Consider the following 13,624-nt stretch of genomic DNA (forward strand, 5'->3'; position numbering starts at 1 on the left):
TTTGTGCGTCGCACTTTAGCGGGAGCCCATGTAACGGAAACCATTCCGGGAATGGACAGCTCGGTGGGCGTTTCCGAATCGTCGGCTACATTTCTAGATAACTCGAGCATGTAGCAGATGCTTCAGCTTCTGAGGCGCCGAAGGTGCCCACGGTCTTGCAGCTCATGCGGAAGGCTCCCGTCTCCCTGTCATGCTGACCGCGATAAAACTTTGTTGGGCTAAGAGTTTGGTTGACGCCGGCGGTTGCCAGGGGGCAATCCAGACAGGGGATCGTCAGGGTGTGTCAGTGGATTGGGTTGGCAAGGTCGGTCGGCGACATGATCGCCTTCATGTGCGTGCCGACCGGTGCCTGAAGATGGGCTGGCCTACGGTAATAGGCCAGGGTTCGAATCGTTCGCTGACAGTTGGCGCCGTGCTCAGGCAACGACGCCGGATTTGACCAGGTTCTCGATGGTCGCCTGATCCAGCGCCAGGTCTTCTGCGAGTAAGGCGTGGGTGCGATCACCCAGGCGAGGAGGGGCAGATCGATAGTTCGCCGGCGTCCCGCTGAATTTTGCCGGGAAGGCGACTGTGGGAATCTCGAAGCCATCGGCCCGCTTCATCGGCACGACCATCTCCCGGGCGATAACCTGGGGGTCCTCGAACACTTCCGGAATGGTATTGATCGGCCCACAGGGGACCCCGGCGATCTCAAGCAGGTTGATAATACGCTCGCGGGGGAAATGGGCGAGGCGCTCCTCGAGCAGGCTTTCCAGTTCGGCTCGGTTTGCGACACGGTCCGCGTTGGTCAGGAATCGAGGATCTTCACCAAGCGCCTTGAGCTCGAGAACGTCGCAGAGCGAACGGTACTGACGGTCATTGCCGCAGGCGATGATGACATGACCATCCTGCACCGGGTAGGCCCGGTAGGGCACCAGGTTGGGATGGTTGTTGCCCATTGGCTTTGGCGTGCGTTTGCCCACCAGCCAATTGGAACCCTGGTTGGCCAGCATGGCGACCTGACAGTCGAACAACGAGCAATCGATGTGCTGGCCTTCGCCAGTCTGTTCGCGACTGGCAATCGCGGCGAGGATCGACGTTGCCGCATACATCCCGGTGAATTCGTCGGTGATCGCAACGCCTGTCTTGAGCGGCTCGGCACGGCGCTCTTCGGTTTCCGGATGGCCGGTAATGCTCATCAGGCCGCCCATGCCCTGGATCAGGAAGTCGTAGCCGGCCCGGCTGGCGTAGGGGCCTGTTTGGCCAAAGCCGGTGATGGAGCAATAGACCAGTCGCGGGTTCACCTTTTGCAGGCTGGCGTAGTCGAGGCCATATTTCTTCAGGCCGCCGACCTTGAAGTTCTCCACCAGGATGTCGGCGGAGCCCGCCAGCTTGCGGATCAGTTCCGCGCCTTCCGGTTTGGAAAAGTCGACGCAGACAGATTCCTTATTACGGTTGCAGCATGTGAAATAGGCCGCGTCGGAACCCTCGATGCTGGCGTCTTCGGCCTCGCGGGTCAGGAAGGGAGGGCCCCAGCGTCGAGTGTCATCACCGCTGATGCTTTCCACCTTAATGACGCGGGCACCGAGATCCGCAAGGATCTGGGTGGTCCAGGGTCCGGCCAGGATACGGCTCAGGTCGAGAACGGTCAGGTGGCTCAGCGGGCCGGATGCCGAGGGTTTGGATTCTGAAGATACAGGCACGAGTGGATCGCCTCCATCGCATGTGAAGGGAAAGCGGTCTGACCGGGCAGCTTCAGGCCGACTGCCGGTCAGACGTATAGGGGGAGGGTGGTTACGAGCCAGAAAACGCCTGGATGCCGGTCTGGGCGCGACCGAGGATCAGGGCGTGAACGTCGTGGGTGCCCTCGTAGGTGTTGACGGCTTCCAGGTTCACCATGTGGCGGATGACGCCGTACTCATCGGATACGCCGTTGCCGCCGAGCATGTCACGGGCGGTACGGGCAATATCCAGTGCCTTGCCACAGGAGTTGCGCTTCATCAGCGAGGTGATTTCCACGGCAGCCTTTTCTTCGTCTTTCAGGCGACCGAGACGCAGGCAGCCCTGCAGGCCGAGGGTGATTTCAGTCTGCATGTCCGCCAGTTTCTTCTGGATCAACTGATTGGCGGCCAGCGGGCGACCAAACTGCTTGCGATCCAATACGTACTGGCGGGCGGCGGTCCAGCAGAATTCGGCGGCACCCAGGGCGCCCCAGGCGATGCCGTAGCGTGCGGAGTTCAGGCAGGTGAACGGACCGCGCAGGCCGGTGACCTCCGGGAACATGTTCTCTTCCGGCACGAAGACTTCATCCATCACAATCTCGCCGGTAATGGATGCGCGCAGGCTGACCTTACCGTGAATGGCGGGCGCGCTCAGGCCCTTCATGCCCTTGTCCAGGATAAAGCCGCGGATCTTGCCGTCTTCGGTTTTAGCCCACACTACGAATACATCGGCGATCGGGCTGTTGGTGATCCAGATCTTGCTGCCGCTCAGCTTGTACCCACCGTCTACTTTCTTGGCGCGGGTTTCCATGCTGCCGGGGTCGGAGCCGTGGTTGGGTTCGGTCAGGCCGAAGCAGCCAATCCACTCGCCGCTGGCCAGCTTGGGCAGGTACTTCTGCTTCTGCTCTTCGGAGCCGAATTCATTGATCGGCACCATGACCAGGGAGGATTGCACGCTCATCATGGAGCGGTAGCCGGAATCGACCCGCTCGACTTCCCGGGCAATCAGGCCGTAGGACACGTAGTTCAAGCCAGCGCCGCCGTACTGTTCGGGAATCGTGGCGCCCAACAGACCGAGCTCACCCATTTCGCGGAAGATGGCCGGGTCGGTGTTCTCGTTGCGGAAGGCGTCCAGTATACGGGGCGCCAGTTTGTCCTGTGCATAGCTATAGGCGGTATCGCGCACCATGCGCTCTTCTTCTTCCAGCTGGTCGTCCAGTAGGAGCGGGCTTAACCAGTCAAATTCGGCTTTGGAGCGGCTCATTGTTCGTTAACCTCACATTTAGCGGTGTTGGCGATGTGTCTCAGGATGCGGGAGCACGCAGTATTTTTGGTTTAGAGCATGCTAAAGAATCTGTGAGCGTTGACTCAAGCGATAATATTTCATCTCATTGTGCATAAAACTCACTTCAAGAATCTCATTCTCTCAATAGAGTAGCGTAACAGGTGTCGAGCGCACCGGGAGCACATTCATGCGTCGTAAGGTCCCCAGTACAACCGTTCTGATGGGTTTCGAGGCGGCAGCACGCCATGTCAGTTTCACCGAAGCGGCCCAGGAGCTGTCGCTGACCCAGAGCGCTATCTGCCGCCAGATTGCATCGCTGGAAGAATTCCTTGGCGTCAAGTTGTTCCGCCGCGGTCGCCAGGGCGTGAGGCTCACGGATGCCGGCTACAACTACCATCGCCTGGTGGCGCAGCGGCTCAACGAAATCGAGCGGGATACGCTCTCGGTCATGGGTAATCATGGCACGGAAAACGCACTTGAGCTGGCGGTTGTGCCCACCTTCGGCACCCGCTGGCTGATCCCGCGACTACGCAAGTTCAAGGCGCTGCATCCGAACATTACGATCAACATGACCAACAAGACACGGCCTTTCCTGTTCTCGGACACGCCGTTCGACGCCGCGATCTATTTCGGCGACGGCAACTGGTCGGGCACCCAGACCACGCTGTTCATGCACGAGCGGCCGGTCCCCGTGTGCAGCCCGGAGCTAATCGCGCCGGATACCGCCCTGACCTGTGAGGACATCACGAACTATCCCCTGCTGCAGCAGACCACGCGTCCCTACGCCTGGCGCGAATGGTTCCGGTCATTGGATATGCGGGTGGAGCGGGATATGTCCGGGCCGCGTTATGAACTCTTCACCATGCTGGCGGAGGCGGCCACCCACGGCATGGGCATTGCGCTGGTGCCGCCATTCCTGATCGAGCGTGAACTGGCTTCCGGGCAGCTGATTGTTCCGGTTTCGCACAGTTTCCAGAATCGCGGCGGTTACTACTTCGTACTGCCCGATCACCGAAAGGACGACGAGGTAGTGAATCTGTTCAGGCAATGGGTATTGGGTGAAGGGGAGCTTGAGGTGGCGGCGTAACGATCATCGACGCCACCGGTTAATGGCGGGCCCCTGTTTCAGGTAGGAAGGCGCCTTAAGTTGAGTGTCGTCATGATTCATGGTTCTGGCGCCGCGCTTTACCGCGTAGGCTCGGCAATAGTGCTTGCCTAGTTTAATTTAATCTCTCCATAGCCAATAGGCTTACCCGGAATGAGGTTCCATCACACCCTTGAGTAACCCGCTAAAAGAAGCTCTACACACCGATAACGGAGCGCGCAGCGACAACCGGCTCAACTTTCGCCTTATCTGCATCGCAATGACGGCGGCGTTCGTGGCGCAGGCCATGTTGCTCGTCGCAATCCCGGTCTACGCGCTGGACCTGGACGCCTCGCCGCTGGAGCTGGGAGCCATCTTCGCCGCGCCGGCAGTATTGCCGTTATTCTTCGCCATTCCCATGGGTGGCTTCGTCACCCGCCGGGGTGGGCGTTTATCCATTATTGTGGGCGCGTTGATCGCGGCGTTGGGCGTCTGCCTCATCCTGCTCTTCCCCTCGATCATTGGTCTGTTCGCGGCCCAATTACTGATCGGCATTGCCCAAATGCAGATGGTGCTTGCGGCGCAGACTGTGGTTTCTAGCCTGGGCACCGGCAAGACGCTGGAGAACTATTTCGGTTGGTATACCACCTGGCTGTCCGGCGGCCAGGTGCTTGGCCCGCTACTCGCCGGCGGATTGATCGACCTCTATGGCACGCCAGAGCCGGCGTTCTATGCCATGGTGCTCTTGTCCCTGATCGGTGCCTTCCTGGCGCTGGGACTGGTCGGTGATGCCCGGCAGGGTCGAACCACCAACCGTGCCGTCAGTGGCTTCCGCGCCCAGGGTCGACTGCTGAAAACCAGTCGCGGCGTACAGGTCTCCATCGCCGTTACCATGGCCGCCATGTTTGCCCTTACGGCTCACGGCAGTTACCTGCCGGTCTACCTGGACGGCCTGGGCATGGGGGCTTCCACCATTGGCGTTCTGGTGAGTCTGCGCGCGATCGCGTCCATGCTCGTGCGGCCTTTCACCAGCCGCATCATCTCCATTCTCGGCGGGCGGGAAACCACCGTTCTTGTCTCCGTCGCGGCTATGACGGTTGGTCTGGCGTTCACCGGTAGCGTCCATACCGTTGTCATTCTCGGCATTCTCTCCGCTTTGGTCGGTATCGGGGCCGGCCTCTCACAGCCGTTGTCTATGGTCCTGCTGGCCGAGAGCGTAAACAGCGAGCAACGTTCCGGCGCGCTGGGTATGCGGCTGATGGGGAACAGGGCAGTGAAGCTGGTTGCGCCGTTGGTATTCGGCGCGGTGTTTGCCGCTGCCGGGTTTGGTGTGGCGTTTATGGTGGGCGGTGTGATCGTGGGTGTTTGTGGGGTTTTGTTGTTTTGGATCGTGCGGCGGTTGGGAGTGTAGTTTTGTGCGAGGCGGGCAGCTTGTAAGAATTATTTACAAGTAGAAGTAGAGCGCTGCCGATAGGTCAGTGTCGTCTATGGGGGAGGAGGCTCAAAGCGGGCTTTGTTCATTAAATTGGCTTGTTCATTATTAATGAACGCTGCTATTCTGTGAACAAGCTTGGAGATACGCTATGGAAAACCCGAACGCAGAGGTCGATCTGCTGGAACAAGCGCTTAACGTATTCAATCGTGAAACCGGATTAAACTTCGAGTGCGATGGCAAGACGTCTACTGGACGCGATATCGGTGTCGACGCCTTATTAACTCTGCGTCCCCAGAATATCCAATACAATGCGCAACTGAAACGCTGGGCCCAGCAGGCGAATACCGGCGCACTTATCGCTCAGTTGAACAAGCTGCCTGAACCTTCTCTCCTTGTCGCAGATTTTATTAACCCCAATATGGCCGACCGCCTGCGCGAGTCCGGGGTTCAGTTTATCGACGCCGCCGGGAACACCTACCTTAATGGCAATGGTCTCCATATTTTTATCAAAGGCCATCGCCCCTTAAGCGCTCTTTCCATGTCCCCAAAAGCGACGCGGGCCTTTAACGCTTCAGGGCTCAAGCTGGTTCTCTGCTTCCTGGTCGATCCTGATCTCGTAGGACAGACCTACAGAGCGATTGCAGCCGCTGCTGGCGTATCGCTTGGCACCATTGGATGGGTTATTAATGACTTGAAGGCGCAGGGTTACATTGGCGAACGGGGAAAAACCAAAGAGCGGCGACTCAAGCGGCCACTCGCTTTGTTGGATCGTTGGGTAGAGGGTTACCCCGAAATTCTTCTGCCGAGCATGGAGCTGGGCTGGTTCCAAACGCCTTACCAATTTCCGTGGAAAGAGATCCAGGCATCGGAGTTTGGAGGACGCTGGAGCGGAGAAGTCGGCGCTTACCTCTTCGATCCTTATCTATCGCCAGCGCGGGGAAAACTCTACCTCCCTCGAGAACGCCTGAAGGATGTGGTGTTGCGGCATCGCCTACGGAAAAAGAGCGACGGCTTACAGGGTGAATCGGACACCATCTGCATCGTAGAGAAGTTCTGGCATCTCACCGGCCAGTCTGCTTGCTCGAACAACCCTGAAGTGGCGCCAGATATTCTGGTCTACGCCGATCTTGTCGCCACTGGAGATCCTCGCAACCTGGAATCTGCGGAGCGCCTGTATGGCCGAATTAAAGATCGACTCGAGCGCGATTGATCCGATTCAACGAAGAACGTATGAAGCTATTGTTCGGGTTGCCTCTGAGAAACAGGTGCCATTTATTATTGTGGGCGCATCGGCCAGGGATCTTGTGATGCACCATGGCTATGGGGCACAGATTCAGAGGGCTACGCGAGATATCGACTTGGCGGTTCAAGTCGAGGATTGGGAGTCTTTCGATGCCATAAAGACAAGTCTGATCGCTAGCGGCTATCGGGAAACGAAGATCGCCCACCGATTGGTCGACGAGCACAATATGCCATTGGATATTATTCCCTTTGGGCCGCTCGCGGGTGCCGGTGCCAGGATCGAGTGGCCGGATGAAGATCGCCACATGGGGGTGATGGGTTTTACGGAAGCACTGGCATCCGCTGATCTTGTCATCGTTGGCGGTCAACCGCCGCTTGATGTGCCTGTTGCCAGCCCGGTTGGGCTAGCCCTTCTTAAGTTGGTGTCTTGGTCTGAGAGGGAACCTCAAGTTCGACGGAAAGATGCTGCGGACTTTTTCTACCTGCTCCACAACTATGAAAATATTCCGGCAATCACCGACCGGCTGTATGGCGAGCACGCGGATATCCTCGAGAAATATGGCTGGGATACCCGTATGGCGGCGGCTCATGTGTTGGGAGCAGATGTTGCGAGGGCGGCTGAGATCCAAACGCTTTTGTTTCTCAAATCTTTACTTTATGGAGGCTCAGTTGAAAGGCTTTGTGCCGACGCAGGCGCTGCTTCTAACGATGTGATTCAGGCATTGGTAAGCGCGTTTCGAATGGGTATGCAGGCCTAGCTTCCTTACGCTGACGAGCTCGTGGTCACCCCCACTCTGCGTTGGGTGGCCCACGCCCTCGGACTAAGCCAGAAAGTATGAGGTTTCACGAAGAAAGCAGAGGCAATTGGAGCCGGATTTTTCCAATTCTGGCCGAGCCTAATATGGGAGTAGGGTCAAGCAACGAACATTACTAGGGAGCAGCTGGATTAAATGCTGGGGGCAGGTCACTCATCTGCCATCGAGCAAATCAAAGTTCCATAAAAAAAGCCCCGCACGTGGCGGGGCTTTTTTTATGGAATATGGCGCGCCCGATAGGATTCGAACCTATGACCTTTGCCTCCGGAGGGCAACGCTCTATCCAGCTGAGCTACGGGCGCAAATAAACTTGTTCATACTTCCGAACTGAAAAAGTTCGACTCAACTTGCGGTGCACTGGCTAGAGCGTAACACGCTCCCCTTCGGGTCCAGTCCGCCGCGTTGCATCGCGACGGCCGCTCCAGCGGGCGAAAGCTACGCTTCCGCTTTATCCGCTTCCGCCCAGCTGAGCTACGGGCGCAGAATCGGGCACGTGGCGCCAAATTCGAGTGCGCAATCTTACGTGCGAGTCGACGTTCTGTCCAGTCTTCTCATTGGTGCGTCCGTATACACAGTACTGGTTATCCGTTACACAAACTTCACTCAAAGGGGTTGCATTTACATTCGCGAATAACAATAATTATCATCAACATTGATCACGGCTATGAGACTTATCTTTATGTACGTATGCCTTTGTCATGGGGTGACCGACCGCCAGATTCGCCAGGCAGCCGAGGAAGGATGTCGCTCCATGCGTCAATTGGGTAAGGAGATGGGTGTTGGCCGTCAATGTGGCCGTTGTGCTTCTACGGCACGTGAGATCTTGCGTGAGTGTCAGACTGAAGAATACATGACGCTTGCCGGCATGCTTGCCCAACCCGCCTGATCGTTATTCCCGCGCAGGTCGCCTTTACTGAATGACGCGCTTACTGCGTCTTACTCACTGATATCACTGCGAATCATTTTCCGCTGCGATTTTTTATTGCGGGAAATGGGTCTATCCTACTGTTTTCCATGCATCAGGATAGGAGTTCGCTGCCATGAAAGGTGATAAGAAGGTCATTCAGTACCTCAACAAGGTACTCGCCAACGAACTGACGGCGATTAACCAGTACTTTCTCCACTCGCGGATGTACAAGGACTGGGGAATTACTCACCTGGCCGCGAAGGAATACGAAGAATCCATCGATGAGATGAAGCACGCCGATCAGCTGATCGAGCGCATCCTTTTCCTCGAAGGGCTGCCGAATCTGCAGGATCTGAACAAGCTGCTGATTGGCGAGGATGTCCAGGAGATGATCGAATGCGATCTGAAACTGGAGCATGCTGCCCACAAAGATCTAAAGGAAGCCATCACGCACTGCGAGCAGGTCAACGATTACACCAGCCGGGCGCTGTTCCGCAGCATCCTCGATAGCGAGGAAGATCATATCGACTGGCTCGAAACCCAGCTCGACATGATCGGCAAGATGGGTATCCAGAATTACGTTCAGCTGCAGAGCGGCCACGCTGACGGCTGAATGATTACAGGTGCCGGCGTTCTGCCGGTACCTGATTTCCCTTCCTGCTCGGCAACACTTGCCTGATTCCCGGGTTCTTTTGGGGCATTTGCTCCGCCGTTGTGCTTTACTCCCGCCTACATTCCGTTCGCCGGCGCATTGCCCGCACTTTATCTCTTTTTAATCTTCCGCCAGGTCCTTGAATTCCTGTGTATTATCGCCGGAGCCTGTGGCTGCGGAGCAGGCTTTCAGCACCCAGGGGCATGGATATTGAATCTTCCCCGAGGTGGGGGACTCCGCTGTGTCATATTCCCCAGGCAGTATCATTCGACGTATAGCGCTCGCTGTAGTCGGGAGGCATCCAAGGACGCGTCTCAGGCGGGGCTTTCAGGGAGGACATTTCCATGATTCCAGTGATTCTTTCTGGCGGCGCCGGCTCGCGCTTGTGGCCGTTGTCCCGCGAGGCATTTCCCAAACAGTTTCTTCAGTTGGCTGGCGATCACAGCCTGCTGCAGCAGACGTTGTCGCGGCTGCCGTCAGATCGGGTTTCGGCACCATTGATCGTGGCGAGCAACCAGCACCGCTTTATCCTCAGCGAACAGTTGGCCGCGATCGATTGTGAGCCGCGCGGCATCCTGCTCGAGCCGTTCGCCCGCAATACCGCGCCTGCTGTGGCCATGGCAGCACTGCAGATCGCAGCGGACGACCCCCAAGCGATCATGCTGGTGCTGCCAGCAGATCACCAGATGAAAGATGAGGATGCCTTCCGCGCGGCCCTGTCGCGTGGGGAAGCGGCCGCTGAAGCCGGTTCGCTCGTGTTGTTCGGTGTGTTGCCCCAAGGGCCGGATACGGAATTCGGCTATATCGGCTCGGAACCGGACCGGTCGTTGCCCGACGGTGTTTTCCGCGTGACCCAGTTCGTGGAGAAGCCAGATCGGTCCGCTGCGGAGGGTATGCTTTCCCAGGGCAGTCACTTCTGGAATAGCGGCATCTTTATGTGTAGGGCCGATCGCTACCTGGAAGAACTCCAGAAGCACAGCCCCGATATCTACGATACCTGCCAACTTGCCGCCAGGAACGTTTGGCAGGATCTGGAATTCTGCCGTATTCCTGCGGAAGTCTATGAGCACTGCCCGGAAGAGGCCGTGGACCGGGCTGTCATGGAGAAAACCGACCGTGCCGTGGTCATTCCGATGGATTCCGGTTGGCGCGATGTGGCTTCGTGGGCGACCTACTGGGAATCCCAGGTCAGCGACGATCAGCAGAATGTTGTGATCGGCGAGGCGCTGCTGGAGCAATCGCAGGGCTGCCTGGTGCACTCGAAGGATCGGTTGGTGGCCTTGTTGGGGGTGAACGATCTCGTGGTGGTTGATACCCGGGACGCCCTGCTGGTGGCGCGTCGGCATCGCGTGCAGGAGGTAAAAGGGCTGGTCGAACGCCTGCGCGAAGAGGGCCGTTCGGAAGTGACAAATCACCGGGAGGTCTATCGCCCTTGGGGCAGCTATGACAGCGTGGATAGTGGTACCCGTTTCCAGGTCAAACGGATTACGGTGAAGCCGGGCGAGCAACTTTCCCTGCAGAAACATCACCATCGGGCTGAACACTGGATTGTGGTACGGGGTACCGCCGAGGTGACCCGCAACGATGAAACCTACCTGCTGACAGAGAATCAGTCGACATACATCCCGATCGGCGCCGTGCACCGGTTGGCCAATCCCGGGAAGATTCCATTGGAGTTAATTGAGGTACAATCCGGCGCCTATTTGGGCGAGGACGATATCGAGCGTCTGCAGGACAACTATGGCCGGACGGCGGAGAGCGCCGCTTCCGATGGCTCGGAGACACCCGAAACAGCCATGCAGAAGACCTGATCTGTCGGGATTGTAAGTTCTGGCGGCGTTTCGCTCGGCCTAGAATGAAAACAGGAAAGAAGATTCGTGATTGAGGAGTCGTTCAAGGCTCCCGCAAAGCCGCAAAAGGAGATTTTGATGGGCTATTCATGCTTCAAGGCATATGACATCCGCGGTCGGATTCCCGACCAGATCAATCCGGAACTGGCCGAGCGCATTGGACGCGCCTATGTCGCCGTAACCGGAGCGAAGAACGTGATCGTCGGCTATGACATCCGCCTGTCCAGCCCGGAAATGGCCGAGGCGCTGGGCAAGGGTTTGATGGCCGCCGGCGCGGATGTCTATGACATCGGCCTATGCGGCACGGAGCAGGTATATTTTGCCACCAGCCACTACAAGATGGACGGTGGCATCATGGTGACCGCAAGTCACAACCCGAAGGACTATAACGGCATGAAGCTGGTGCGGGAGGATTCCAAACCCATCAGCAACGATACCGGCCTGCGGGATATCCACGACCGCCTCGACGAAGCCTTCGAAGACGCCGCAACGCCCGGCGCCTACCACACGCTGGAAGCGGAGGACGACTATATCGAGCACCTGCTGGGCTACGTCGACAGCGCTAGCCTCAAGCCATTGGCCATCGTGGTGAATGCGGGTAATGGCGGCGCGGGCCGGGTCATCGACCAGCTCGAATCCAGGCTGCCTTTCAATTTCATCAAGCTGCAGAACGAGCCGGACGGCAACTTCCCGAACGGCGTGCCCAATCCGATCCTGCCGGAGAATCGCAAGGTCACCGAAGATGCGGTGAAATCGAATCAGGCGGATCTGGGCATTGCCTGGGACGGCGACTACGATCGCTGCTTCTTCTGGGACGAGAACGGCCGCTTTATCGAAGGCTATTACATTGTGGGTCTGCTGGCGGACCAGTTCCTGCGCAAGCACGGTAAGGGCGGGGCTGTAATCCACGACCCACGCCTGGTCTGGAACACGCAGGACCTCGTAGAGCAGGCCGGTGGTCGCGCGGTCGAGAGTAAGACCGGCCATGCCTTCATCAAGGAGCGCATGCGTGCCGAGGACGCCCTCTACGGCGGTGAAATGAGCGCCCACCATTACTTCAAGGATTTCGCCTATTGCGACAGCGGCATGATTCCCTGGTTGCTGCTGGCCGAGCGTATCTGCCAGTCCGGACAGACCCTGTCGTCGCTGATCGATGCCCGTATCGATGCCTATCCAGCCAGTGGCGAGATCAATCGGACCATCGATAATCCGCCGGAAGTAATCAAGGCGATTGAGGAAAAGTACAGCGGGGATGCCGAATCCATCAGTCACGTGGACGGCCTGAGTGTCGCCTTCAAGGACTGGCGCTTCAACCTGCGAATGTCGAACACTGAGCCGGTGGTTCGGCTGAATGTGGAATCCCGCGGTGACAAGGCGCTGATGGAGCAGAAAACCGAACAGCTGCTGAAGGATATGGATGCGCTTAACGCCTGATCCTGTGTAACGGGTAGATGCAAAAACGCCCGGCTTGAACCGGGCGTTTTTTATTGGGGCTGCGCAGTAGCCATCCGTGGGCCGATTACAGCCAGTCGTTCAGCATGATCCCGATACCAATCCGCTGGATGCGCTCGTTGTAGTCGATCAGGCTCTCACCGTAGCCGTTGTAGTAGTGAACGTAGCCCTTGACGGTCTCGCCCAGTGGGAAGCTGTAACCAACTTGTACCGAGGTGCGGTTCTCATCGGCTTTCAGGTTGTTGAGTAGCTTGAGCGACAGGGTGCGTTGCTCGTCGACCTTGTAGACCGCCCAGTAGTTGGCATAACCCATGTAGTTTTCGATATTGGGGTTGTCGTCTTCATCTTCGTCTTCCGGAATCCGGTACCAGGGCTGGACCATGAACAACCAGCGGTCGTAGCTGTAGGCGACACCGCCGAGGATACGGTTCCAACTACGTGACTTCGGTTCGGACTGGCCATTGGACTGGTGGTTGATACCCAGGGTGAGGGCCTCCACGCGGCCCGGGCCGAAATCCCACTGGGAGGCGTAGCGGACGAAGATCTCCGGCTCGTAGTTGGTTTCCCGGAAGGGTTTGGACCCATCGTCGTTGAAGAGCTGCCAGAACGAGAGTTGGGTATAGCCGAACCAGAGGGTCGTCTTTTCGTCAAAGACCCCTGTCAGTAGCGGTACCTTGAAGCTGATCTGGTACTTGGCTTCGTCATAGTCCAGTGAATTGTCGTAGTCCGTGTAGCCGGTGCGCGGGCTATAGGGGCGCTGGTTCGGCTCGTGGACGTAGGTGTAGGGGAGGATGTAAGTCGGACGGTGGGTCAGGAAACTGCCTGAAAAAGAGAAAAGCGCTCTCTCGGCAGCGAGGTAGCGGCTGACCAGGGAGTTCGCCTGGCTGTTCTCGTCCGTCTCTACATCACCGTTGGATATTGCGTCGGTATCGGCGTCGTCGCTGGGCTGGAAACCCAGCGGATCGGTGGCCGAATTCGCTTCTTCGATTTCTTCCTCGGTGGCCTGTGCCCGAACCTGCGGGGGATTCGTCAGGGCGTCGTAACAGGCCAGGCGCTTAACGCCGTTTTCCACCAGGGCACATTCCTGTGGAGTCATGTCCGAGAAATCAGGTTGATCCGCAGCGTCCTGGGCGTTGGCGACCAGGGGCGCAGCCGCAATAAGGCATAGGGCGGGTAATACTCGCATGGTTGGTTCCGTCCTT

Annotated in this window: 11 protein-coding genes and 1 tRNA gene; 8 read left to right on the forward strand and 4 right to left on the reverse strand. The window is 57.8% G+C overall.

All coding sequences use genetic code 11. The annotated features are described in order from the left end of the window. Positions 1 to 416: 416 nt before the first annotated feature. Together RE428_RS02925 and RE428_RS02930 are read right to left on the reverse strand one after the other, a co-directional pair. Positions 417 to 1,682 carry a CaiB/BaiF CoA transferase family protein gene (locus RE428_RS02925; protein ID WP_004579033.1) on the reverse strand — a complete coding sequence of 422 codons (1,266 nt, stop codon included), beginning with the start codon at positions 1,680 to 1,682 and terminating at the stop codon, positions 417 to 419. A 91-nt stretch (positions 1,683 to 1,773) separates the two neighbouring features. After that, positions 1,774 to 2,964, reverse strand: a complete 1,191-nt coding sequence (locus RE428_RS02930; RefSeq protein ID WP_004579032.1) for an acyl-CoA dehydrogenase — start codon at positions 2,962 to 2,964, stop codon at positions 1,774 to 1,776. Positions 2,965 to 3,172: 208 nt separating this feature from the next. On the opposite strand from RE428_RS02930, the gene RE428_RS02935 reads away from it, so the two are divergent. From RE428_RS02935 to RE428_RS02950, 4 genes are all read left to right on the forward strand, one after another. After that, a complete protein-coding gene (locus tag RE428_RS02935) occupies positions 3,173 to 4,072 on the forward strand; it encodes a LysR family transcriptional regulator (RefSeq protein WP_004579031.1) in 900 nt (299 codons plus the stop codon). A gap of 190 nt (positions 4,073 to 4,262) precedes the next feature. Continuing rightward, complete coding sequence (locus RE428_RS02940) at positions 4,263 to 5,480, forward strand: MFS transporter (protein WP_004579030.1); 1,218 nt, start codon at positions 4,263 to 4,265, stop codon at positions 5,478 to 5,480. 172 nt (positions 5,481 to 5,652) lie between these two features. After that, positions 5,653 to 6,714 (forward strand): type IV toxin-antitoxin system AbiEi family antitoxin, encoded by a 1,062-nt coding sequence (locus RE428_RS02945; RefSeq protein WP_004579029.1) that lies wholly within the window; start codon positions 5,653 to 5,655, stop codon positions 6,712 to 6,714. Further along, positions 6,680 to 7,504, forward strand: coding sequence for a nucleotidyl transferase AbiEii/AbiGii toxin family protein (locus RE428_RS02950; protein WP_004579028.1), 825 nt, complete (start codon positions 6,680 to 6,682; stop codon positions 7,502 to 7,504). Before RE428_RS02945 ends, RE428_RS02950 begins: the two co-directional genes overlap by 35 nt. A 282-nt stretch (positions 7,505 to 7,786) precedes the next feature. On the opposite strand, the gene RE428_RS02955 is transcribed toward RE428_RS02950, so the two are convergent. Further along, a tRNA-Arg gene (locus RE428_RS02955) sits at positions 7,787 to 7,863 on the reverse strand. 377 nt (positions 7,864 to 8,240) lie between these two features. On the opposite strand from RE428_RS02955, the gene RE428_RS02960 reads away from it, so the two are divergent. From RE428_RS02960 to RE428_RS02975, 4 genes are all read left to right on the forward strand, one after another. Then, on the forward strand, positions 8,241 to 8,447 hold the full coding sequence (locus RE428_RS02960; protein WP_004579027.1) for a bacterioferritin-associated ferredoxin: 207 nt from the start codon (positions 8,241 to 8,243) through the stop codon (positions 8,445 to 8,447). A gap of 154 nt (positions 8,448 to 8,601) precedes the next feature. Then, positions 8,602 to 9,081 carry a bacterioferritin gene (bfr, locus tag RE428_RS02965; RefSeq protein ID WP_004579026.1) on the forward strand — a complete coding sequence of 160 codons (480 nt, stop codon included), beginning with the start codon at positions 8,602 to 8,604 and terminating at the stop codon, positions 9,079 to 9,081. A gap of 383 nt (positions 9,082 to 9,464) precedes the next feature. Next, a complete protein-coding gene (locus tag RE428_RS02970; protein WP_004579025.1) occupies positions 9,465 to 10,931 on the forward strand; it encodes a mannose-1-phosphate guanylyltransferase/mannose-6-phosphate isomerase in 1,467 nt (488 codons plus the stop codon). 117 nt (positions 10,932 to 11,048) lie between these two features. Beyond that, a complete protein-coding gene (locus RE428_RS02975; protein WP_040882268.1) occupies positions 11,049 to 12,404 on the forward strand; it encodes a phosphohexomutase domain-containing protein in 1,356 nt (451 codons plus the stop codon). An 85-nt stretch (positions 12,405 to 12,489) separates the two neighbouring features. Here RE428_RS02975 and RE428_RS02980 read toward each other — a convergent pair whose 3' ends face one another. After that, the gene (locus tag RE428_RS02980) at positions 12,490 to 13,608 is read right to left on the reverse strand and encodes a phospholipase A (protein ID WP_004579023.1); all 1,119 of its coding nucleotides are present in this window, start codon (positions 13,606 to 13,608) and stop codon (positions 12,490 to 12,492) included. Positions 13,609 to 13,624: the final 16 nt, after the last annotated feature.

The organism is Marinobacter nanhaiticus D15-8W, from assembly GCF_036511935.1.
Classification (GTDB): Bacteria; Pseudomonadota; Gammaproteobacteria; order Pseudomonadales; family Oleiphilaceae; genus Marinobacter_A; species Marinobacter_A nanhaiticus.

Coding starts and splice junctions, on each gene's coding strand:
- RE428_RS02935 (WP_004579031.1), top strand. CDS start 3,173: ATGCGTCGTAAGGTCCCCAGTACAACCGTTCTGATGGGTTTCGAGGCG.
- bfr (WP_004579026.1), top strand. CDS start 8,602: ATGAAAGGTGATAAGAAGGTCATTCAGTACCTCAACAAGGTACTCGCC.
- RE428_RS02975 (WP_040882268.1), top strand. CDS start 11,049: ATGGGCTATTCATGCTTCAAGGCATATGACATCCGCGGTCGGATTCCC.
- RE428_RS02930 (WP_004579032.1), bottom strand. CDS start 2,964: ATGAGCCGCTCCAAAGCCGAATTTGACTGGTTAAGCCCGCTCCTACTG.
- RE428_RS02970 (WP_004579025.1), top strand. CDS start 9,465: ATGATTCCAGTGATTCTTTCTGGCGGCGCCGGCTCGCGCTTGTGGCCG.
- RE428_RS02980 (WP_004579023.1), bottom strand. CDS start 13,608: ATGCGAGTATTACCCGCCCTATGCCTTATTGCGGCTGCGCCCCTGGTC.
- RE428_RS02945 (WP_004579029.1), top strand. CDS start 5,653: ATGGAAAACCCGAACGCAGAGGTCGATCTGCTGGAACAAGCGCTTAAC.
- RE428_RS02960 (WP_004579027.1), top strand. CDS start 8,241: ATGTACGTATGCCTTTGTCATGGGGTGACCGACCGCCAGATTCGCCAG.
- RE428_RS02950 (WP_004579028.1), top strand. CDS start 6,680: ATGGCCGAATTAAAGATCGACTCGAGCGCGATTGATCCGATTCAACGA.